The organism is Pelomonas dachongensis (genome assembly GCF_043555865.1).
Taxonomy (GTDB): domain Bacteria; phylum Pseudomonadota; class Gammaproteobacteria; order Burkholderiales; family Burkholderiaceae_C; genus Pelomonas; species Pelomonas dachongensis.
This window is the reverse complement of the sequence record NZ_JBIGHY010000003.1, coordinates 134,980-157,824: the sequence shown is the minus strand read 5'-3', so window position 1 is coordinate 157,824 and position 22,845 is coordinate 134,980. Positions and strand designations below refer to the sequence as shown.

Below are 22,845 nucleotides of genomic sequence, written 5' to 3'. Positions count from 1 at the left end.
GCATCACTCGCCCTGGAAGGCGGCCAGCGCGGCGGCGATGTCGGCGTCAGCGGCTTCGCGCGTCACCGGCGCGTCGGCCACCAGCCCCTCGCGCTTGAGCCGTGCCACCCACTGGCCGGCATCGCGGCCCTGGTCGAAGGCGGTGCTTTGCAGCAGCAGCGTGCCGTCGGCCGACAGCAGCTTGAAGTAGAACTTGCCGTCGGCTTCGCGGTATTGCTTGAACAGCGGCAGCGCGGCCTTCTCCACCTTGGCCTGCGCGGTCGTCGCGGTGGCCGTGTAGGGGCGAAGGCCCACGGCCTCGCGCAGCTGCTTCAGGAAGGGGACGGCAATGGCGCGCGCCTTGGCGGCGCCGGCCTGCAGGATGGCTTCCAGCTCGGCCGGGTTGGCCATCAGCGCGTCGTAGCGGGCGCGCATGGGGCCGATCTGAGCTTCGATGAGGTTGACCAGATGCTGCTTGGCCTCTCCCCAGCCGAGGCCCTCGCGCAGCGCAGTGCGGAAGGCGGCGCGCTGCTCCGGCGTGGCGAAGGCATCGTGGAGGGCCACGAGCGCCTGCCCCTCGGGGTCCTTGGGCTCGCCGGGCAGCTTGCTGTCGGTGACGATGCGCGCAACCGCGTCCTTCAGCGCCTTGGCGCCGCCCTCGAACAGCGGGATGACGTTGTCGTAGCTCTTGCTCATCTTGCGGCCATCCAGGCCGGGCAGCAGCTCCATCTCGGCGTCGGTCACGGCCTCTGGCAGCACGAAGAACTCCCGCCCCTGGCCGAACAGGTGGTTGAAGCGCTGGGCGACGTCGCGCGCCATCTCGATGTGCTGCACCTGGTCCTTGCCCACCGGCACCTGGTGCGCGTTGAACATCAGGATGTCGGCGGCCATCAGCACCGGGTAGCTGAACAGGCCCATGCTGACGTTGGCGTCGGGGTCTTCACCGGCGGCGACGGCGGCGTCCACCGCGGCCTTATAGGCGTGGGCGCGGTTCATCTGGCCCTTGGCCGTCACGCAGGTCAGCAGCCAGGTCAGCTCGGGGATCTCGGGAATGTCGCTCTGGCGGTAGAGCGTCACGCGGTCGGTGTCCAGGCCCGCGGCCACCCACGTCGCGGCTATGGCGCGGCTGGAGCGCGCGATGCGGTCCGGCTCGTCGCACTTGATCAGCGCGTGGAAGTCGGCCATGAAGAAGAAGCTCTCCACGCCGGGCGCGCGACTGGCCGCCACCGCCGGCCGGATGGCGCCGACGTAATTGCCGAGATGCAGGGTGCCGGTGGTGGTGATGCCGGTCAGGACGCGGTGGGGCATGGATTTGGTGAAAAGTAACCAAACCGGATTGTGGCCTCTGCCGGCCGGGTGGCTTCAGCTGCGTTTGCGGGATGGCGGGGCGGCGACCGAGGCGCGCCAGGCGACCGAGATGTCGAACTGCCGCGAGACGGGCAGGTCCGTGTCGTAGCAGCGGTTCAGCAGCCAGTGCAGGCCGGCGAGTGCCACGTCGCGGCTGGGGATGTGCACCGAGGTCAGCCGGGGCGCTGCGAATTCGGCGCTGGGAGAGTCGTCATAGCCCAGCACCGAAACCTCGTGCGGCACCGACACGCCGCGTTCCTGGCAATGGGACAGCAGCCCGATCGCCATCTCGTCGTTGGCGCAGAAGACCGCGGTGGGGCGCTTCTTGAGCGCCAGCAGCGTCTCGGCGGCGTCCCAGCCGGCTTGGTTGGAGAAGTCGCCGGGTACGGTGACGACCTTGCCCATGTCCAGCCCGCGCGCGGCCAGCTCGCCCATGAAGCCGGCGAGGCGGGCGACGTTGTCGGGCGAGGTGGTGGGGCCGGACACGACCGCGATATCCTTGTGCTTGTGCTGCAGCAGCGCGCGCGCGGCCTGCACGCCGCCCTGCACGTGGTCGGCCATGAAGCACTGGTCCTTGATGCGGTCGAAGTTGCGGTTCAGCACGACGACCTGCTTCTGCGCGGGTCCCAGCGCCTTGATGTCCTCGTCCTGGATGGCGTTGGACAGCACGATGAGGCCGTCGCAGTCGCGGTCCAGCAGGAAGCGGATGCCGTCGGTGGTCTCGACGCGCTCGTCCTCGATGCCCTCGCCGAACGCCACCACCATGTGCAAGCCCTGGCCGCGCAGCACCGTGTCGATGACGCGCAGGATCGGCGTGTAGAACGTGCCGCGCAGGAACGGGATGTAGACGCCGATCAGCTTGGAGGAGCCGGCGCCCAGCGTGCGCGCCGCATGCGAGGGGCGGAACTTCAGCTGCGCGATGACCTTGCGCACACGTTCGGCCGTGGCGGGTGCGACGGAACCGTTTCCGCTGATGACGCGCGACGCGGTGCCCACCCCCACGCCGGCCAGCCGCGCCACATCCTTGATCGTTGCCATGCGCCCCCTAGATCTGCGGCGCGGATTGGATCACAGGGGGCACAGGGGCTGCGGGTCGGCCGGGTCGGGCAGCGGCAGGATGACGGCGCGGGTTTCCTTGCCGCTGAGCCCGCCGCCGACCGGCCACTGCGGCTGGGTGGCGTGCACGCTGAACTGGCACGCACTCGATGGCCACGGGAACGACAGCCGGCCCGTGAAGCCGGGCCAGGTGTTGCCGGCGTCCGGTGCGACCAGCGCGTCCACCAGGCCCGCGCCCTCGGTGCCGGGCAGCCACGCGGCGACGAAGGCGTCGCTGCGGTTGAGCAGGTCGTTCACGTACAGCGGCCGGCCCGAGTACAGCAGCGTGATGACCGGCGCGCCGCGGCCGGCGACCTTGTGCAGCACCGCCAGGTCTTGCGGGTAGCGCTTGCTGTGGCGCAGGTTCTCGGTGACGCGGATGTCGCCCTCGCCCTCGGCATAGGGTGCCTCGCCGATGACGGCCACCACGGCGTCGAAGCGGGCCGGGTCGTGCCTGCTGCCGTCCACGTCGAACGTGACCTGCGCGTCGCCCAGCCGCTGGCGCAGCGCGACCAGCAGCGTGGTGCCCTGCGGGAAGTCGGCGTTGCTGGCGTCGCGCGCCTGCCAGCTGACGCTCCAGCCGCCGGCCTGCTGGGCCATGCTGTCCGCCGCCGCACCAACCACCAGCACGCGCGCCGTGCGCTTCAGCGGCAGCAGCCCCGGCTTGTGCTTCAGCAGCACCAGCGACTCGCGCACCGCGCGGCGCGCCAGCGCGGGCGCTTGCAACGCCTCCACGGTGGCTGGTACGGCAGACGGAATCGCCATGCTGAACTTCACGCGCAGGATGCGGCGCACCGCGTCGTCCAGCCGGGCCGTGGGGATGCGGCCTTGTTCCACGGCGCGCACGGTGTTGTCGAAGAAGGCTTTCCAGTGGAACGGCACCATGACGACGTCGATGCCGGCATTGATGGCCGCCGGGCAGTCCTCGTTCTTGCAGCCGGGCACCTGGCCCACGCCGTCCCAGTCGCTCACCACCAGGCCGTCGAAGGCCAGGCGCTCCTTCAGCACGCCGGTCAGCAGCGTCGGGTTGCCGTGCATCTTTCCGTGCTCAACATAGGCCGCCGTGTCGGTCCAGCTGCTGAAGGAGGCCATCACAGTCAGCACGCCGGCGTCCAGCGCGCCGAGGTAGCCGGCGCCGTGCACCTGGGCCAGCTCGGTGGGTGTTGCCTGCGCGACGCCCTGGTCGATGCCGCGGCGTGTGCCGCCGTCGGCGACGTAGTGCTTCGCGGTGGCCAGCACGCCGCGGCCGTCCTTCAGGCCATCCTGCAGGCCTTCCACGGCGGCGCGGCCCAGCTGGCGCACCAGTGCCGGGTCGCTGCCGAAGCTCTCGTAGGTGCGGCCCCAGCGCACGTCCTGCACGACGGCCAGCGTGGGTGCGAAGGTCCAGTGCAGGCCCGACGCGCGCACTGCACGGGCCGTGGCGCGGCCGATGTCGCGCACGAGGTCGGCGTTGCGCGTTGCGCCCAGACCGATGTTGTGCGGGAACAGCGTGGCGCCGCGCACATTGTTGTGGCCGTGGACGGCGTCGGTGCCCCAGATCAGCGGGATGCCCGGCGTGGCCTGCAGCGCGGCGGCCTGGAACTGCTCGGACAACGCCTTCCACTGCGCCGGCGAGGCCGCGCGGTCGTCGCCGGGCCAGCCGCCACCGCCGTTCAGCACGGTGCCGATGGCGTACTCGCGCACCTCGGCCGGCGTGATCGCGCGGATCTCGGGCTGCACGATCTGGCCGACCTTCTGGCGCAGGCTCAAGGTCTTCAGCGCGGCCTCTACGCGCGCTTCCAGCGCTGCATCGCGCTGCGGCTGGCGGGTGGGCCAGGCCTGCACGATGGAATCGGTTCCGGATGCCTGGCTGCCGGCGGTAGCCAGCAGCAGGGCGGTGGCGATGGAGAGGGGAGCTTGTCTCATGGCTTTTGCTTTCTTCGGGAGCGCGACGGTAGTGGCTGAAGCAAAAAAACGTCAACCCCTGGGCCGCTTCGGTTGACAGCGCATTTGTGGACGCATTAGATTTGCGGCGAGTTTGGAACCGGTTCCACATCTTCCCAGATGAAGCCGACATCCAGGCCAGCGAACAAGACGAACCAGGAGACGAAAAAATGAGTCATACCCCCCTGCGCGCCAGGCGGCGCGCCGCGCCGCCGCGTGCGGCACGCCCGGTCGCACTGGCTGCCAGCCTGTTGTGTGCCCCCGTGCTGGCCTGGGCCCAGGCCGCACCGGCGCCGGCAGCCGCCGCGTCCGCACCTGCCGCCGGCCAGAAGCTGGACACCGTCACGGTCAGCGGCTTCCGTGCCAGCCTCGAATCGTCGATCAGCACCAAGCGCAATGCCGACGCCATCGTGGAGGCGATCTCGGCCGAGGACATCGGCAAGCTGCCCGATGTGTCCATCGCCGATGCGATCTCGCGGCTGCCGGGCTTGACCGCCCAGCGCGTGGCGGGCCGATCGTCCGTCATCAGCATCCGCGGGATGGCGCCGCGCTATGGCGTGACGCTGCTGAACGGCCGCGAGATCGTCTCCACCGGCGACAACCGCTCGGTGGAATACGACCAGTTCCCGTCGGAGCTGATCAACGCCGCCACCGTCTACAAGACACCCGACCCCAGCCTGGCCGCGCAAGGCCTGTCCGGCACCATCAACATGAAGACGCTGCGGCCGCTGGATTTCGCGCAGCCGCAGAGGGTGGTGGGTGCGCGCATCGAGCGCAATTCCAACGGCTCGCTGAATCCCGAGATCTCGGCCACCGGAAACCGCCTCAGCGCGTCGTGGGTCACGCAGTCGGCCGACCGCACCTTCGGCGCGGCCATCGGCTTCGCGCACCTCGATTCGCCCAACCAGGAGCAGCACTACAAGAGCTGGTGGTGGGCCAACACCAACGACTGGGGCGCGCCCTTGCCGGGTGCGCCGCTGGACGCGGTGGCACTGCAGGGCTTCGAGCTGGGCGCCGCGTCGTCGCGCCAGAAGCGCGACGGCCTGATGGGCGTGCTGGAGTACAAGCCCAACGAGAACTTCCGCAGCGCGCTGGACCTGTACTACTCCAAGTTCGACCAGACCGAGGCGCGCCGCACGGTGATGTCGGACATGGCGACCTGGTCGGGTGCGGGCTGGAGCAACCCGACGACCACGATGGTCAATGGCGACAAGATCATCACCGGCGGCACCGTCGTCAACACCACGCCGGTGGCGCTGACCACTTACAACCAGCGCCAGGACGACATCCGCGCCGTGGGCTGGTCCAACGAGCTGAAGCTGGGCGACTGGAAGCTGCTGGGCGACCTGAGCTGGTCCAAGGCCAAGCGCGACGAGCAGAACGCCGAGGTGCAGGCCGGTTCGCTGAGCCGCGTGCAGTGGACCGACGTCCACATCGTCACCGGCGACGGCCGCTCGACGTTCAAGCCGGGCTTCGACTTTGCGAACCCGCAGGCTGTCTACCTGACCGACCCGGCCAACTGGGGCCGCGACGGCCGCAGCCAGTTCCCCAAGGTGGGCGACGAGATCAAGGCGCTGAAGCTGGGCGCCGGCCGCACGTTCGACAGTTGGCTGAGCAGCGTGGATGTGGGCCTGGACTACGCCGAGCGCGACAAGTCCATGAACCGCACCGAGGTCTACTACAACCTGAAGAACAACCGCGCGCCGACGTTGATCCCGGCCAACCTGCTGCGCGAGCCGACGGACCTGACTTTTGCCGGCAGCCCGCTGCGCATGGTCAATTTCGACGTGCCGAGCGTGCTGGGGCTGTACGACACGGTGGCAGCGTCGGCGGACCAGGCACCGGGCCGCATCTGGTCGGTGCACGAGAAGGTCACCGCGGCCTACGCCAAGCTGGGCATGGAATGGGACTGGGGTGTGCCCATCCATGGCAGCCTGGGCCTGCGTGTCGTGCATGCCAAGCAGTGGAGCAACGGCCTGCTGTGGAACCCGACCACCAGCGCCAGCGACCCCACCTCCGGCGGCACCAGTTACACCGACACGCTGCCCAGCCTGAACTTGTCGGCGGACCTGACGGCCAGCACCATCCTGCGCTTCGGCCTGGCCAAGGTGCTGGCACGGCCCAACATGGAGGACATGCGCGCCGGCTTCTCGGGCATCAACGTCAGCAGCACGGACCGCACCTGGTCGGCCAGCGGCGGCAACGCCAACCTGGAACCGTGGCGCGCCGATGCCGTGGACCTGTCCATCGAGCACTACTTCAGCAAGCGCAGCTACGTGGCGGCCGCAGTCTTCCACAAGAACATCAAGAATTTCGTCTACTCGCAGTCGATCCCGTTCGACTTCACCGGCTTCCCCAACCCGACGACCTACACGCCCATCAGCAACATCGGCCTGCTGAGCACCAAGGCCAACGGCAACGGCGGCATGATCGCGGGCACCGAGCTGAGCGGCTCGCTGGACGCGGGGTTGATCGGCCCGTCGCTGGACGGCATCGGGCTCAGCTTCAGCTATGCCAACACGCGCAGCTCGCTGCACGAGGACAACAACCTGAGCAATCCGCTGGACGGCCTGTCGGGCATCGCCACCAACTTCGTCGTGTACTACGAGCGACACGGCATCTCCGCCCGCATCGGCAGCCGCCACCGATCGGCGTTCGTGACGACCGTGCGCGGCACCTTCGGCGAGAACGTGCCCAGCCAGATCTCGGCCGAGACGCTGATGGACGCGCAGCTGGGCTACGCGTTCGACAGCGGTGCGCTGAAGGGCTTGTCGCTGACGCTGCAGGTCAACAACCTGCGTGACCGGCCGTACCGCACCCGCGTCGGCATCTCCACCGGTGCTTCCGATCCCAACGCCACGCTGCCCGAGCGCTACACGTCCTACGGGCGCCAGTACCTGCTGGGCGGCAGCTACAAGTTCTGATCGATCCTTCGTTCCCTGAAACCGCGCCGGCTCCCGCCGGCGCCTCACCCCCGCCAGCATGAGCTTCAACAACGCCCCGACCCGCAAAGACTTCCCCGCCGACTTCCGTTGGGGCGTGTCCACCTCGTCATTCCAGATCGAAGGCGCCGGCCAGGAAGACGGCAAGGGCGAGTCCATCTGGGATCGCTTCTGCAAGGAGCCAGGCCGTATCCGCGATGGGTCCAACGGCAACGTCGCCTGCGACCACTACCACCGGTATCCGCAGGACCTGGACATGGCCCGGGGCCTGGGCGTCAACGCCTACCGCTTCTCCATTGCCTGGCCGCGCATCCTGCCGAATGGAACTTCGGGCCGCGGCGCCGTGAACGAGGCGGGCCTGGCCTTCTACGACCGCCTGGTCGACGCGATGCTGGAACGCGGCCTGGACCCGTGGGCCACGCTGTACCACTGGGACTTGCCGCAGGCGCTGCAGGAGCAAGGCGGCTGGACGTCGCGCGACACGGTCGCGGCGTTCCTGGAGTACACCGACGTCGTCACGCGCCGTCTGGGCGACCGCGTCAAGCATTGGATCACGCACAACGAGCCGTGGTGCTCCTGCATGATGGGTTACTGGGAGAACATCCATGCCCCCGGCGGTACCAGCCTCGCTGACGCGCTGCAGGCCAGCCACCATGTGCTGCTGTCGCATGGCCAGGCTGTTTCCCTCATCCGCAACAACGTGCCCGGGGCCGACATCGGCATCACGCTGAGCCTGCACCCCATCACCGCGGCATCGGACAGCGCCGCCGACCAGGCCGCGCTGGTGCGCCACGACGGCCTGCGCAACCGCTGGTTCCTGGACCCGCTGTTCGGCCGCGGCTACCCGGCGGACACGCTGGCACTGGTCGGCGGTGCCGCGCCGAAAGTCCTGGCCGGCGACCTGGAAGCGATCGCCACGCCGACCGACTTTCTCGGCGTGAACTACTACTTCCCCGAGATGGTGGCCGACGACCCGCAGGCCACGCACAGCCCCATGCGCGCCAAGATCGTCGAGAAGGACGGCGTGGAGCGCACCGGCTTCGGCTGGGAGGTCTCGCCGCAGGGCCTCATCGATCTGCTGACCCGCGTGCAGCGCGACTACAACCCCGCCGTCATCCAGCTCACCGAGAACGGCTCCACGTTCGAGGACGTATTGACCCCCGACAGCCGCGTGCACGATACGGAGCGGCTGCGCTACCTGCAGCGCCACCTGGCCGCACTCAAGGTCGCCGTTGACGCCGGCGTGCCGGTGAAGGGCTACTTCGCCTGGAGCCTGCTGGACAACTTCGAATGGGCCGAGGGCTATCTGCGCCGCTTCGGCATCGCCTATGTGGACTACGCGACGCAGCAGCGCGTCCTCAAGGACAGCGGCCTCTGGTACGGGCAGTTCCTGAATGAATAATTAACAAGAAAAGTTGCGCATTCAGGAGGGAATACGCAGTTTCTAAATGAAAAATTACAGGGTCGACCCTCACACGCGAGGGTGGCGTACCAAGGGACACTGCGCCCCGCCATCCACAAGATTCCGGAGACAAGATGAAGTTCCGCCGCCACGCCCTGGCCGTCCTGGCGCTCGCCGCCGCCGCGCTGCCCGCCCATGCCCAACTGAAGGCCGAGGTCATCCACTGGTGGACGTCCGGTGGCGAATCCGCCGCCGCCAAGACGCTGGCCGAGGCGTACAAGGCCCAGGGCGGCGTCTGGGTGGACACCGCCATCGCGCTGGGTGAGCAGGCCCGCTCGGTGGCCATCAACCGCATCGCCGGCGGCAACCCGCCGACCGCCGCGCAGTTCAACACCACGCAGCAGTTCCGCGACATCGTCGACCAGGGCTACCTGAACAACGTCGACGAGGTCGCCAAGCGCGACGGCTGGGACAAGTTCCTGCCGGAGACCGTGCTGAGCGCCATCCGCGTGAACGGCCACTACTACGCCGCGCCGGTCAACATCCACAACATGACGTGGTTCTGGTTCTCCAAGGCCGCGTTCAAGAAGGCCGGCATCGCCGAGGATCCTAAGACCTTCGACGAACTGTTCGTCGCGCTGGACAAGCTCAAGGCCGCCGGCCTCGTGCCACTGGCCCACGGCGGCCAGCCCTGGCAGGACGGCATCGTCTTCACTGCCACGCTGGCCCACTTCGGCGGCCGCGACCTGTACCTCAAGGTCTTCCGCGACCGCGACGCCAAGGCCATCCTGGGCGAGGATTTCAAGAAGGTTCTGCTGGCCTACAAGCGTCTGCAGAGCTACACCGACCGCGGGTCGCCGGGCCGCAACTGGAACGACGCCACCGCCCTGCTGATCAACGGCCGCGCCGGCGTGCAGATCATGGGCGACTGGGCCAAGGGCGAGTTCGCCCAGGCCAAGCAGGAAGCCGGCAAGGACTACGGCTGCGCGCCTGGCTTCGGCCCGAAGGCGCCGTACATCATCCAGGGTGACGTGATGGTTTTCCCCAAGACCAGCAAGCCCGACCAGATCAAGGCGCAGCAGCTGCTGGCCAGCGTCATCACGCAGCCGGCCACGCAGGTGGCCTTCAGCATGAAGAAGGGCTCCATCCCCATCCGCACCGACGTGGACGTCAGCAAGATGGACATCTGCGCGCAGATGGGCGTGGCGGCGATGAAGGACAAGTCGCGCCACCTGGCCAATGGCGAGATCTTCATCACGCCGGACCAGAACGGTGCGCTGCAGGACGTGCTGACCAGCTACTGGAACCGCAACGTCCCGGTAGAGAAGGTTCAGAAAGACATCGTTTCCGCCTTGAGGAACTGATGCGATGAAACGCCGTGGCCTCGCGGCCTGGGGTGCGCTGCTGCCCTTGGCCCTCATCGTCTGCGTCGGCTATGTCGGCACCGTGCTGTGGACGGTGCGCACTTCGCTGTCCAGCTCGCGCACCTTCCCGCGCGACGACTTCGTCGGCCTGCAGCAGTTCGAGCGGCTGCTGGAGAGCGACCGCTGGATGCACGCCATCCACAACCTCGCCATCTACGGGGTGCTCTACATCGTGGCGGCCATGCTGCTGGGCTTCCTGCTGGCCGTGTTCATCGACCAGAAGGTGCGCGGCGAGGGCCTGCTGCGCACCGCCTTCCTGTACCCGTACGCGATGTCCTTCGTCGCGACCGGCCTGGTCTGGCAGTGGGTGCTCAACCCCGACAGCGGCCTGCAGCACGCGATGCAGCAACTGGGCTGGAGCAGCTTCCAGTTCGACTGGATCGTGGACCAGGACATGGTGATCTACACCGTCGTCATCGCCGGCACCTGGCAAGGGGCGGGGCTGGTGATGGCGCTGATGCTGGCCGGCCTGCGCGGCATTGACGAAGAAATCTGGAAGGCCGCGCGGCTGGACGGCATCCCGACCTGGCGCGTCTACCTCTCCATCGTGCTGCCCATGATGGCGCCGACGCTGGCCACCGTCTTCACGCTGCTGGCGGTCGGTGTCGTCAAGGTGTTCGACACCGTCGTCGCAATGACGCAGGGCGGCCCCGGCAACGCCAGCGACGTGCCGGCCAAGTTCATCATGGACCACCTGTTCGCGCGCGCCAACCTGGGCCTGGCCTCGGCAGGCGCGGTGATGCTGCTGCTCACGGTACTGGCGCTCATTGCGCCGCTGGTCTACATGCGCAGCCGCCAGAAGACGCAGGGAGGCCACTGATGGCCAAGAAGCGCAAACCCACGGCGTTGTGGGCCCGCATCGGCGTCTACGCCTTCCTGGGCGTCGCGGCGGTGTTCTTCCTGCTGCCGCTGTACGTGATGCTGACGACCTCGTTCAAGACCATGGACGAGATCCGCCTCGGGCAGATCTTCGCGCTGCCGTCGGCGATCAGCCTCGATGCCTGGCGCGCCGCGTGGAGCGAGGCCTGCACCGGCGTCAGCTGCGAAGGTGTGCGCGGCGGCTTCTGGAACTCCGTCACCATCGCTGTGCCGTCCGTCGTGCTCCCCATCCTGCTGGGCGCCGTCAATGGCTATGCGCTGAGCTGGTGGAAGCCGCGCGGCGGTGAATGGCTGTTCGGCATCCTGATGCTGGGCGCCTTCATCCCCATCCAGGTGATGATCTATCCGCTCGTCAAGCTGGAAGCCGCCATCGGCGTCTACAGCAGCCTGCCCGGCATCGTGCTCGTGCACCTCGTGTTCGCGATGCCCATCATGACGCTGCTGTTCCGCAACTACTACGCGGGCCTGCCGGCCGAGCTGTTCAAGGCGGCGCGCGTAGACGGCGGCGGTTTCTGGCGCATCTTCGTGCAGCTGGTGCTGCCGATGTCCACGCCGATGCTGATCGTCGCGGCCATCATGCAGATCACCGGCGTGTGGAACGACTACATCCTGGGCCTGACCTTCGCCGGGCGCGAGCACCAGCCGATGACGGTGCAGCTCAACAACGTCATCAACACGACGACCGGTGAGCGGCTCTACAACCTGAACATGGCCGCGACCATCCTGACGTCGGCCGTCCCCCTTCTCGTCTATCTGATATCCGGCCGCTGGTTCGTGCGCGGTATCGCTGCCGGAGCCGTGAAATGAGTGGCGTGAACATCCAGGGTCTGAGCATCAAGTTCGGTGCCAACGAGGTCATCAAGCGCCTCGACCTGCAGGTCCGCGAGGGCGAGTTCCTCGTGCTGCTGGGCCCGTCGGGCTGCGGCAAGTCCACGCTGCTGCACAGCATCGCCGGCCTCATCGACGTCAGCGGTGGCCGCATCCACATCGGCGGTACCGACATGACCGACGCCGAGCCGTCCGAGCGCGGCATCGGCATGGTGTTCCAGAGCTACGCGCTGTACCCGACGATGACCGTCGAGAAGAACATGAGTTTCGGCCTGCGCGTGGCCGGCACGCCCAAGGCCGAGATCGCGCGCCGCGTGACCAAGGCGGCGGACATGCTCCAGCTCACGCCGCTGCTCGCCCGCAAGCCGGCGCAGCTGTCCGGCGGCCAGCGCCAGCGCGTCGCCATCGGCCGGGCGCTGGTGCGCGAGGCCGGCGTGTTCCTGTTCGACGAGCCGCTGTCCAACCTCGACGCCAAGCTGCGTGCCGAGCTGCGCCGCGAACTGAAGCTGCTGCACCAGACGCTGGGCAACACCATGGTCTACGTGACGCACGACCAGGTCGAGGCGATGACGCTGGCCTCGCGCATCGTCGTCATGAAGAGTGGCGTCATCCAGCAGATTGGCACGCCGGCCGAGGTCTACGAGCGGCCCGCCAACCTGTTCGTCGCCGGCTTCCTCGGCGCGCCGGCCATCAACCTCGTGCCGGCCACGGTAGCTGCGGACGGCGTCACGCTGGATGGCGCGCTGTCGCTGCAACTCGCCGCCGGCCGCGTGAAGCCAGGCCAGACCATCGTGCTGGGCGTGCGCCCCGAGCATGTGCGCCTGCAGGCCGACGGCCGTTGGCGCGCCATGGTCGAGCTGGTCGAGCCCATGGGCAACCACCAGGTCGTCTGGATGAAGCGGGGCACGCAGACGATGTCGGTACTGGTCCACGACGGCCGCCGCATCGCAATGGGCGACACGCTGACCTTCGACATCGACGAGACCGCGCTGGGCGTCTTCGACGCGACGACCGAACAGCGCCTGTAGAACAACGAGCCAGGAGACAACATGAAGACAGCCGTCCTCGCGATGGTGGCAGCCATTGCCTGCAGTGCTAACGCACAGACTGTGCGTGCCCATCTGACCACGGCGGACAAGCAGCACCTGCTGGCGCCCAGCGCCGTCACGGCGCCCTCGGCCGGGGCCGACGTCGTCATTCGCCTCGACCCCCAGCGCCAGCACCAGCGCATGGCCGGCTTCGGGGCGGCCATCACGGAGGGTTCGGCCTGGCTGATCCGCAATGGCATGAGCCAGCCGCAGCGCGACGCGCTGATGCAGGAGCTGTTCACGCGCGAAGGCAACGGCGTGGGCTTCGACCTGACGCGGTTGACCATCGCCGCGTCCGACTTCTCACGCCGCCACTACAGCCTGAACGACATGCCGCCCGGCCAGACGGACCCGACGCTGAAGCACTTCTCGCTGGACCCGGAGCGCGCCGACGTCATCCCGGCGACGAAGCAGGCGCTGGCGCTGAATCCGCAGCTGCAGGTCATGGCCTCGCCTTGGAGCGCGCCGGGCTGGATGAAGACCACCGACAGCCTCGTGCAGGGCCAGCTCAAGCCCGAGTTCTACGGCGCGTTCGCGAACTACCTGGTGCGCTACGTCGACGAGATGAAGGCCGCCGGTGTGCCCATCTTCGCGCTGACGCTGCAGAACGAGCCGCACTTCGAGCCGCCCGACTACCCTGGCATGCGACTGACGCCGCGCGCCCGCGCCGACATCGTCGGCCAGCACCTCGGGCCGCTGCTGAAGTCCCGCGGCATGCAGACGCAGATCCTCGAGTGGGACCACAACTGGGACGAGCCCTGGAGCCCGCTGTCCATGCTGTCCGACGCGACGGCGCGGCAATACGTGTCCGGCGTGGCCTGGCACTGCTACGCGGGCGACGTGTCCGCGCAGTCGCAGGTCGCGAAGCACTTCCCCGAGCTGGACGTCTGGTTCACCGAATGCTCCGGCGGCGAATGGAAGCCGCAATGGGCCGAGACGCTGCCGTGGATGATGCGCAACCTCATCATCGGCAGCACCCGCCACGGCGCGCGCGGCGTGCTGATGTGGAACCTGGCACTGGACCCGCAACACGGCCCGCATCGGGGCGGCTGCAAGGACTGCCGCGGCGTCGTCACCATCGACCCCAAGACCGGCCAGGTCACGCGCAACATCGAGTACTACGCCTTCGGCCACGCCAGCCGCTTCGTGCGGCGCGACGCGCGGCGCATCGAGTCTGAAGGCGGCGACGCGAAACAGACCGGTCTGGACCATGTCGCCTTCACCAACCCGGACGGCAGCACTGTGCTCATCGTCAGCAACTCGGCCGCGCAGGCGCGCCGCTTCAACGTGCAGGGTGCCGGCGCGCGCTTCAGCTACGAGCTGCCGGCCAGCGGCGTGGTCACGCTGGTTTGGTGACACCGCGGCGGCCAGGTGCGGCCGCACGCTGCCCGCCGCAGCCAAGGTGAAGAATCCCTTTCCTGAGCGTGGCGGAGTCCGCATGAACTGTGGGCTGGTCGGGGTTTCCCCTGCCCGCGCAGCAACCTGCTCGCTAGCATCGCAGCATGATCCCGCTGCTGCTGCTCAGCTCGTGTTTCATCGCGCTGCTTGGCATTGCGATGCTGGGACTGGCGCAGTTGCAACCGGGCTATCGGCACATCCGTGACTGGGGCTGGTCGCAGATCACGCTGGCGCTGACGCTGACGCTGGGCATCGCGCTGCTGCCGCAGGACTTCCAGTCGCTGCACTACCAGCTGCAGGCGAGCATCGCCACGCTGTGCATGATCGCGACGATGGCCCTGGAACTGGCCGGCGCGGCGCACTACACCGGTCGGCCCTGGGCCTGGCGGCGTCACGTGCCGCTGTTCGCGCTGCTGATGCTGGCGGTCATGGGCACGGCGCTGGTCAACCAGCCCGCCGCGATCTGGCTCGCGTCCATCGCGCTGGCCTGCAGTGCCTGGCTGTCGGCGTGGTGGATGTGGCAGGGCGGTGGACGTGCCGAGCGCTTTGTGGCGGCGGCCTTCACGGTCTCTGGCGTGCTGCACTTCATCAGCCCGCTGGAAGACCCGCTGGCGCAATCGATCTTTGCGCACGTCGCCGGCACCTGCGTGCAAGGCCTGCTGGCCATGTCGCAGATCCTCGCGTCCGTGCAACGCGCCCAGCGCGAGACCGCGCGCATGGGCGACCGGCTGAGCCAGCTCTACGAGCGGTCCATGCAGGGGCTGGTGGTCGTGCGCGAGCGCCGCGCGGTCTATGCCAACCCGGCGGCGATGGCGATGTTCGGGCTGGATGCGGGCGGCGATGTACGCTCCATCGAGGCCGTCATCGGGCCGGCCGACATCGACGCCTCCTACGCTCGCCACGACCAGCTCCTGCGCCAGCGGGGCGGCCAGATCGCCTGGGAGGGCGAGCGCTACCGCCGTGACGGCAGCGCCGTCTACGTGCGTGGAATTTCCAGCTACTTCGAATGGGAGGGGGGCCCCGCGGTGCTGGTGCTGATGCTGGACGACACCGAACGCCAGCGCGCCACCGAGGCGCTGCGGCGCCAGGCGCTGCACGACGAGCTGACCGATCTGCCCAACCGCCACGCCGCGCTGGCGCGGCTGGCCGGCATGACCACGCCCGGCAGCCCCGGCTTCGCGCTGCTGTCCGCCGACCTGGACCGCTTCCAGCTCGTCAACGACAGCCTGGGCCACGAGGCCGGCGACGCGCTGCTGCAGGCCATCGCCGCGCGGCTGCGTGCGGCGATGCCGGCGGACGCGATGCTGGCGCGGCTGGGAGAGGACCAGTTCCTGCTGCTGCAGCCGGGCGTGCGCGACGACGCCGGCGCCGCACTCGCCGGCCAGCAGTTGCTGGCGCTGCTGAACGCGCCGTTCACAGTGGGCCACCGCGCACTGCATGTGCACATGTCGGTCGGCGTGGCGCGCTACCCTGACCATGGCGCCAGCGGCGCCGCGCTGCTGCGCGCGGCCGATGTAGCGATGCACCAGGCCAAGCAGCAGGCGGGCGCCACGGTGGTGGTCTTCCAGCCCGGCATGGCCGCCGCCTCGGGCAGTCTGTTGGAGATCGAGCAGGCGCTCGCTGCCGCCATTGCGCTGCAGGAGTTCCAGCTCGACTACCAGCCCAAATACCAAGCCGGCACGCGCCGCCTCGCCGGCTTCGAGGCGCTGGTGCGCTGGCAGCGGCCAGGCCAGGGACGCGTCAGCCCGGCTCATTTCATTCCCGCGGCCGAGCGCACCGGTCAGATCGTGGCCTTGGGTGCGTTGATCCTGCGCCAGGCCGCCCAGCAACTGCGCGCCTGGCAGCAGCAGGGCCTGGCAGTGCTGCCAGTGGCCGTCAACGTGTCGCCGCTGCAGTTCGAGGATGCCGGCTTCGCGGAATGGCTGGTGGCGCTGGTGCGCGCCCACGGCGTGGATGCAGCGAACCTGGAGGTCGAAATCACCGAAACCGCGGCCATGACCCACATGGAACGTGTGCTGCCCCAGCTGGCACGGCTGCGCGAGGCCGGCATGGGCGTCGCGTTCGATGACTTCGGCACCGGGCAGAGCTCGCTGACGCTGCTGCGCCGCCTGCCCATCACAACCCTGAAGCTGGACCGCAGCATGGTGGAGCCGCTGCCGGAGGCGTCCGCCGGCGCCGTCGTGCGTGCGGCGTGCGTCGTCGCCGAGGCGCTGGGGCTGACCGTCGTGGCCGAAGGCGTAGAGACCGAAGTGCAGGCCGCTGAGGTCGAGCGGCTGGGCTGCACGCACCTGCAGGGCTGGCTGCTGTCGCAGCCGCTGCTGCCCGACGCGGCGGCCGCGCTTCTGGGCGCCGACAAGCCGGCGCCGCCCTGAGAACGGCGCGTCAGCGCGCCATCAGCTCGCCCATGCGGATCGCGCCGCCGGGCTGCCACGCCGGGTTGAACTGCAGGCCACTCTTCTGGAACAACATGACGACCGTAGAGCCCAGCAAAAAGCGGCCCATCTCGTCGCCCTGCTTCAGGCTGACCTGGCCGGGCGCGTAGTTCCATTCCCGCACCGGGCCCTTGCGCGCGATGCTGCCGTGCCAGACTGTCGTCATGCTGCCGACGATGGTGGCGCCCACCAGCACCAGCACCCAGGTGCCGAGCGTGTCGTTCTCGAACACGCAGACGACCCGCTCGTTTCGCGCGAACAGCCCCGGCACGCCGCGCGCCGTCGTCGGGTTCACGGAGAACAGCGCGCCTGGCACATGCACCATGCGCACCAGCCGGCCGTCGGCGGGCATGTGGATGCGGTGGTAGTCCTTGGGGCTGAGGTAGAGGTTGGCGAACAGGCCGTCCTGGAACTTGGCAGCCAGCCGGGCGTCGCCGCCCACCAGCGCCGCCGTGCTGAACTTCTGGCCCTTGGCCTGGAACACCTGGTCGCCCTCGATGCGGCCCACCTGGCTGATCGCGCCGTCCACCGGGCAGATCAGCGGTGCATCGGCCAGCGGACGGGCGCCGGGCTTCAGCGCACGGGTGAAGAAGTCGTTGAAGGTCGCGTAGGCCGTGATGCTCGGCTCGGCCGCCTCGTCCATGTTGACGCCGTAACGCGCGACGAAGCGGCGGATGGTCGCCGTCGTCATGCCGCCGCGCGGCTTGCTGGCGATGCGCCCGGCCAGGCGGGTCATGGCCCCTTTGGGCATCAGGTACTGGGGGAGGACTTTGAGACGGGACATGGCAGTGAGCGCTCGGCCGTCTGAAGCTGCTGCGCGTCCCCCTCGGGGGGGGCAGCAAGCCCGTGCGAGCGTGGGGGCAAGTTTTCCGCAGTGTACGAGTCGACAATTCGGCCCTATGCCCTTGCTGCACAGCTCCTTCTACCGTTTTACCCCGATGGCGGACCCCGCCGGCTTCGCCGAATGGCTGCGCGAACGCGGCGCGGCGCTGTCGCTCGGCGGAGTTGTGTTGGTGGCCGAGGAAGGCCTCAGTGCGGCCATCGCGGGTGAGGCCGATGCGGTTCATGCCTTCGAGACGGCGCTGCAGTTGCGGCCCGGCCTGGCCCACCTGCACTTCAAGCACAACGCCTGCGAGCGCATGCCGTTCAGCCTGCTGAAGGTCAGCGTGAAGCGCGAGATCGTGGCCTTCGGCGTGCCGGGCGTCAGCGGCGGCGGGGCGACTGACACGCACGTCAGCCCGCAGCGCTGGCGCGAGCTGCTGGCCGATCCCGACACCGTCGTGCTCGACAACCGCAACACGTTCGAGTTCAAGCTGGGGCGCTTCCGCGGCGCCATCGATCCCGGCGTGGCGCATTTCCGCGACTTCCCGGACTATGTGGAGGCGCACCGCGACGCGTGGCAGGGCAAGACGGTGGCGATGTACTGCACCGGCGGCATCCGCTGCGAGAAAACGGCCGCGTGGATGCAGCAGCGCGGCCTGAAGGTCGCCCAACTGGACGGCGGCATCCTGAACTTCCTGGAGGCCTTCCCCGACGCGGCCACCGACTGGGAAGGCGAGTGCTACGTGTTCGACAAGCGCATCGCCATCGACGCCGCCGGCCGCGAGACGGGCACGACGGCGGCGCAGGTCTTCACCGACCCGGCCGACGCCTGGCGGCTGAACCGCGCCCGTCGGCTCGACCCGGCGGCGCAGGACTGAGGCCGGACCGAGAACGGGCCGCCATGCAGGGCGGCCAGCATGATTCCCACAGCCCGGAGCAAACCTTCCGGGCGGCGGCGGGTAAGCCCCGCCCCAAACGTCGACAATGCCATTGCGCGCCGCTTGCGCGCACTGAAATCTCATTCGATGTCCCACTTGATCGTCCACGGCGGCACGCCCCTCTCGGGCCGCATCACCCCCTCGGCCAACAAGAACGCAGTCCTGCCCATCCTGTGCGCGACGCTGCTGACGAAGCAGCCCGTGCGCCTGCGCGGCGTGCCCGAGATCACCGACGTGAAGAAGATCGTCGAGGTCTTCCGCAACCTGGGCTCGCAGGTCGAGCTGGACTTCAAGACCGGCATCCTCGACGTCCACCACCGCGACACCCACTTCGACCCGGCGACCGACCGCCTGCCCGAGGAGATGCGCTCGTCCATCATGCTGGTGCCCGGCCTGATGGCGCGCTTCGGCGCCGCGCGCATCGAGGACGACGTCAAGGGCTGCACGCTGGGCGCCCGTGAGATCGACCCGCACGTGGAGGTGTTCCAGCGCTTCGGCGCCAGCGTCGAGCGCCATCCTGACGGGCTTGTGGTGCGTGTGGTGCATCAGGCAGATGAGAACGGCCACAGCGGCCGGCTGGAGGCCAACGACCACTGGACCGACTACGCTTCCGTCACGACGACCGAGAACTTCGTGTTGTGCGCGGCGCTGGCCGACGGCGTCTCGACGCTGACCAACGCCGCGAGTGAGCCGCACGTGCAGGAGTTCTGCAACTTCATGTCGCTGCTGGGGGCCAAGATCGATGGCCATGGCACGTCCAAGCTGAAGATCACCGGCGTGAAGGAGCTCGGCGGCGCCGACTACACCTTCACCGAAGACTTCCACGAGATCGTCACCTTCCTGGCCCTGGGCGCCATCACCGGCGGCAACGTGCAGGTCAAGAACGGCGCGCCGGAGATGTTCCCGCTGCTGGACCGCACCTTCGCCAAGTTCGGCGTACAGATCGTGCACGAGGACGGCTGGAGCCGTTGCGTGACGAATGGCCCGCTGAAGGTCAAAGAGCCGTTCACGCGCAACATCCTGCAGAAGGTCGAGGCCGCGCCCTGGCCCTATGTGCCGGTGGACCTGTTGCCCATCTTCGTCGCGCTGGGCGTCAAGGCCGAGGGCAGCGTCATGTTCTGGAACAAGATCTACGACGGTGCGATGGGCTGGACCAGCGAGCTGGCCAAGTTCGGCGCGCATGCGTTCCTCTCGGACCCGCACCGCATGATCACCTTCGGCGGCAAACCGCTGAGCCCGGCCGAGGTCGAGAGCCCGTACATCATCCGCGTGGCCATCGCGCTGCTGATGGTGGCGGCCAGCATCCCTGGCAAGAGCGTGATCAAGAACGCGACGCCGATCCGTCGCGCACATCCGAATTTCGTCGAGCACATCGGCGAGCTGGGCGCGCGCATGGAGTGGGTGGAAGGCGACTGAGCATGCGCGGGGTCTGGGCCCTGGCGGCACTGCTGACCGCGGCTGGCGCCCAGGCCGACACCATCCGCTGGGTGGCCCAGGACTTGCCGCCGCACTTCAGTTTCATCGACGGCCGCGCACCACGCAGCGTGGATGAACTGGCCGGCGGCGAGGTGGATGGCTTCTTGCGCGTGCTGCTGCCGCGCATGACGCAGCACCGCCACGAGTTCGTCGAGGCCAGCACGTCGCGCTACGAGGCGCTGAGCCGCAGTGGCCAGACGCTGTGCTCCGCGCTGCACGTGCGCACGCCGCGGCGCGTCGACTGGCTGTATTTTTCTCACCTCTACCCGTCGCTGGCCTCGCGCGAGATCCACGTCATCGTGCGGCGCGACGTGGCCGAGGCGCTGGCCGCCGGCCGGCCGCAGGACGGCCGCCTGACGCTGGAAGACCTGCTCAAGCGCCGCGAGATGCGCCTGCTGCTGGCCACCGACCGCTCGTTTGGCCCGCAGATCGACCGCCTGCTGGCGCAGCACGTCGTGCCGCGTCTGGCGACGGGCGCGCAGCTGAGCAACCGGCTGCTGGGAATGCTGCGTGCGGGCCGCATGGATTACACGCTGGAGTACCCAGCGGTCGTCAGCGACTACCTGAAGCGTGTGGAAGACCCCGGCGCGCTGGTGGCGCTGCCGCTGGCCGAGGGCTTCACGACGCAGCTGGCCACGGTGTCCTGCAGCCGCACGCCCGAGGGCCGGCGCCAGATCGAGGCCATCGATGCCGCCGTGCGCCAGCTGGCCCGCGAGCCCGACCGCGAGGCCTGGGTGCGCGAGTGGCGCGGGGCGCGGCAGACACCTTCGGACCAGCGCCGCCTGAACGTCTACATGGACGAGCGCGCGCGCGGCGGGCCGCGCATCGAGTGAGCCGTCCCGCCAAACCTGTGCTGCCGCTGCGCGACGGTGTCGCCGCCAGCGCAGTGTTCTGTCCGCCCGGGACGTGGGCCACGATGGCGGACTTCCTGGCGGAGCGGCTCCCACGCGTTGACGACTGGATCGAGCGGTTGGCGCGGGGCGACGTCGTCGACGACCACGGGCACCCCCTGGATGGCGCCTACCGGCCCAATCGCCGCGTTTATTACTGGCGCCACCTGGAGACGGAACCCGACATCCCCGGCCACGAGCGCATCGTCTTCCAGGACGCGCACCTGCTGGTCGTCGACAAGCCGCACTTCCTCCCCGTCACGCCCAGCGGCATCTATGCGCGCCAGACGCTGATGGCACGGCTGCGGCACGCCACCGGGCTGGCCGACCTCATCCCCATCCACCGGCTGGATCGCGAGACCGCCGGGCTGGTGGTGTTCAGCGTGCGGCGCGAGGACCGCGACGCCTACCACCGGCTGTTCCGCGAGCGCGCCGTCGACAAGGTCTACGAGGCCGTCGCGCCGGCGGGCGACGGGCCCTGGCCGCGCGTCGTGCGGCACCGGCTGGCCGAGCCTGACGGTGACGGCTTCATGCAAATGCAGGTGGTGGCCGGCGAGCCCAATGCCGAGACGCGCATCGACCTGGTCGAGCGGCTGGACGGCGGCCTGGCGCGCTATGAACTGCGCCCGCTGACGGGCCAGCGCCACCAGCTGCGCGTGCAGATGAACGCGCTGGGCCTGCCGCTCGTCGGCGACCGCATCTATCCGGTGCTGCAGCCGCACGAAAACCCGCCGCGCTTCGACGCGCCGCTGCAGCTCGTGGCGCGCGAGATCGCCTTCACGGACCCCATCAGCGGCGGGCGACGGAACTTTTCACGCGGCGCCGTGACAATCACCGCGACATGAGCGCGCCCGATCCCCACGCCCAGATCCAGGAACTGCGCCAGCAGCTGCAGTCGCTGCTGGAGGCCGCGCATGACAACGAGCGCAAGCTCGACCGCTTCGACGCGCTGGAGCGGCGCCTCATGGCGGTGAGCTCGATGGAGGAGCTGGTCACGCTTCTGCTGGTCGAGTGCCGCGACGACTTCGGCCTGGACGCCGCCGAGCTTTGGCTGCTGGACCCCGAGGGCGAGCTGCGCCGCGCGCTGCCCACGCTGCCCATGGCCAAGGCGCCGCGGCTGCTGGAGCACCACGGGCCGTTGAAGGACATCTTCGGCGCTGTCCGCACGACGCGGCTGGTCGGTCCCGGTCACGGCGAAGACCTCGTCGCGCAGGCCTTCGAGCCCGGCGCCGGCATGCGCTCCGCTGCGCTGCTGCCGCTGATCCGCCAGGGCCTGTTGATCGGCAGCCTGCACTTCGGCGCGCGCGATCCCGAGCGGTACGACGCCGTGTCGGGCACCAAGTTCCTTGACCGGCTGTGCGCCATCGCGGCCATCGCCATCGAGAGCATGCTGAACCGCGAGCGCCTGCGCCGCGCCGGCATGACCGACGGCCTGACCGGCGTGCACAACCGTCGCTACTTCGACCACCGCAGCCTCATCGAGTTCAGCCAGGCCGTGCGCCACCGGTACCCGCTGGCCTGCCTGTTCCTGGACGTGGATCATTTCAAGGCCGTCAACGACCGCCACGGCCACCAGGTCGGCGACGAGGTGCTGCGCCAGGTGGGCGGCCTCATCCTGCGCTCGCTGCGCACCGGCGACCTGGCCGCGCGCTACGGCGGCGAGGAGTTCGTCGTGCTGCTGCCGCGCACCGACCTGGCCGGTGCCCGCGAGGTGGCCGAGCGCATCCGCGCGCTGGTGCAGGACGCGCCGTTCGTGACGCCCGAGGGCGGCACGCTCAGCGCCACGCTGTCCGCCGGCCTGGCCATGCTGCCGGCCGGGGCGGTCAGCTTCGCCGAGCTGCTGACAGCGGCCGACCGCGCGCTTTACGCCGCCAAGCGGGCCGGGCGCAACCGCACGGTGGCGCACGGCGACGACACCGGCGCGGCGGCGGCCTGAGCCGTGCCGTCTCCTCTGCCTCCCTTGACGCCCCCCTGACAAACCC

The 22,845-nt window shown here is 69.1% G+C and carries 17 protein-coding genes; 13 read left to right on the top strand and 4 right to left on the bottom strand.

Annotated features, from left to right (window positions below):
* Window positions 1-3: 3 nt before the first annotated feature.
* From ACG02S_RS09965 to ACG02S_RS09955, 3 genes are read right to left on the bottom strand one after another with little or no spacing between them, the layout of a single operon-like run.
* Window positions 4-1,287 (bottom strand): tryptophan--tRNA ligase, encoded by a 1,284-nt coding sequence (locus tag ACG02S_RS09965; RefSeq protein WP_394470303.1) that lies wholly within the window; start codon window positions 1,285-1,287, stop codon window positions 4-6.
* A 54-nt stretch (window positions 1,288-1,341) separates the two neighbouring features.
* On the bottom strand, window positions 1,342-2,364 hold the full coding sequence (locus tag ACG02S_RS09960; protein WP_394470302.1) for a LacI family DNA-binding transcriptional regulator: 1,023 nt from the start codon (window positions 2,362-2,364) through the stop codon (window positions 1,342-1,344).
* Window positions 2,365-2,394: 30 nt separating this feature from the next.
* A complete protein-coding gene (locus tag ACG02S_RS09955) occupies window positions 2,395-4,326 on the bottom strand; it encodes a glycoside hydrolase family 3 protein (protein ID WP_394470301.1) in 1,932 nt (643 codons plus the stop codon).
* 188 nt (window positions 4,327-4,514) lie between these two features.
* Here ACG02S_RS09955 and ACG02S_RS09950 point away from each other — a divergent pair, with 188 nt between their 5' ends.
* From ACG02S_RS09950 to ACG02S_RS09915, 8 genes are all read left to right on the top strand, one after another.
* Window positions 4,515-7,268: a TonB-dependent receptor gene (locus ACG02S_RS09950; RefSeq protein WP_394470300.1), complete on the top strand. Its 2,754-nt coding sequence runs from the start codon at window positions 4,515-4,517 to the stop codon at window positions 7,266-7,268.
* Between the two features lie 58 nt (window positions 7,269-7,326).
* Window positions 7,327-8,688, top strand: a complete 1,362-nt coding sequence (locus ACG02S_RS09945) for a GH1 family beta-glucosidase (RefSeq protein WP_394470299.1) — start codon at window positions 7,327-7,329, stop codon at window positions 8,686-8,688.
* 134 nt (window positions 8,689-8,822) lie between these two features.
* Window positions 8,823-10,052, top strand: a complete 1,230-nt coding sequence (locus tag ACG02S_RS09940) for an ABC transporter substrate-binding protein (RefSeq protein WP_394470298.1) — start codon at window positions 8,823-8,825, stop codon at window positions 10,050-10,052.
* A 4-nt stretch (window positions 10,053-10,056) separates the two neighbouring features.
* Window positions 10,057-10,932 (top strand): carbohydrate ABC transporter permease, encoded by an 876-nt coding sequence (locus ACG02S_RS09935; RefSeq protein ID WP_394470297.1) that lies wholly within the window; start codon window positions 10,057-10,059, stop codon window positions 10,930-10,932.
* On the top strand, window positions 10,932-11,798 hold the full coding sequence (locus ACG02S_RS09930; RefSeq protein ID WP_394470296.1) for a carbohydrate ABC transporter permease: 867 nt from the start codon (window positions 10,932-10,934) through the stop codon (window positions 11,796-11,798). Before ACG02S_RS09935 ends, ACG02S_RS09930 begins: the two co-directional genes overlap by 1 nt.
* The gene (locus ACG02S_RS09925) at window positions 11,795-12,847 is read left to right on the top strand and encodes an ABC transporter ATP-binding protein (protein ID WP_394470295.1); all 1,053 of its coding nucleotides are present in this window, start codon (window positions 11,795-11,797) and stop codon (window positions 12,845-12,847) included. Before ACG02S_RS09930 ends, ACG02S_RS09925 begins: the two co-directional genes overlap by 4 nt.
* Window positions 12,848-12,868: 21 nt before the next feature.
* A complete protein-coding gene (locus ACG02S_RS09920) occupies window positions 12,869-14,263 on the top strand; it encodes a glycoside hydrolase family 30 protein (protein WP_394470294.1) in 1,395 nt (464 codons plus the stop codon).
* A 146-nt stretch (window positions 14,264-14,409) separates the two neighbouring features.
* Window positions 14,410-16,677, top strand: a complete 2,268-nt coding sequence (locus tag ACG02S_RS09915; protein ID WP_394470293.1) for a putative bifunctional diguanylate cyclase/phosphodiesterase — start codon at window positions 14,410-14,412, stop codon at window positions 16,675-16,677.
* A gap of 10 nt (window positions 16,678-16,687) precedes the next feature.
* Here ACG02S_RS09915 and asd read toward each other — a convergent pair whose 3' ends face one another.
* Window positions 16,688-17,521, bottom strand: coding sequence for an archaetidylserine decarboxylase (gene asd / locus ACG02S_RS09910; protein ID WP_394470292.1), 834 nt, complete (start codon window positions 17,519-17,521; stop codon window positions 16,688-16,690).
* Window positions 17,522-17,636: 115 nt separating this feature from the next.
* Between asd and trhO the strand changes: the two genes are divergently transcribed.
* The 5 genes from trhO to ACG02S_RS09885 all read left to right on the top strand — a co-directional run bounded on the left by trhO (window position 17,637) and on the right by ACG02S_RS09885 (window position 22,799).
* Window positions 17,637-18,437, top strand: coding sequence for an oxygen-dependent tRNA uridine(34) hydroxylase TrhO (gene trhO, locus ACG02S_RS09905; RefSeq protein WP_394470291.1), 801 nt, complete (start codon window positions 17,637-17,639; stop codon window positions 18,435-18,437).
* 147 nt (window positions 18,438-18,584) lie between these two features.
* Window positions 18,585-19,913: a UDP-N-acetylglucosamine 1-carboxyvinyltransferase gene (locus ACG02S_RS09900; protein ID WP_394470290.1), complete on the top strand. Its 1,329-nt coding sequence runs from the start codon at window positions 18,585-18,587 to the stop codon at window positions 19,911-19,913.
* A 2-nt stretch (window positions 19,914-19,915) separates the two neighbouring features.
* Window positions 19,916-20,806, top strand: coding sequence for a hypothetical protein (locus ACG02S_RS09895; protein ID WP_394470289.1), 891 nt, complete (start codon window positions 19,916-19,918; stop codon window positions 20,804-20,806).
* On the top strand, window positions 20,803-21,708 hold the full coding sequence (locus ACG02S_RS09890; protein ID WP_394470288.1) for a pseudouridine synthase: 906 nt from the start codon (window positions 20,803-20,805) through the stop codon (window positions 21,706-21,708). Before ACG02S_RS09895 ends, ACG02S_RS09890 begins: the two co-directional genes overlap by 4 nt.
* A complete protein-coding gene (locus ACG02S_RS09885) occupies window positions 21,705-22,799 on the top strand; it encodes a GGDEF domain-containing protein (RefSeq protein ID WP_394470287.1) in 1,095 nt (364 codons plus the stop codon). The genes ACG02S_RS09890 and ACG02S_RS09885 overlap by 4 nt, the downstream gene beginning before the upstream one ends.
* Window positions 22,800-22,845: the final 46 nt, after the last annotated feature.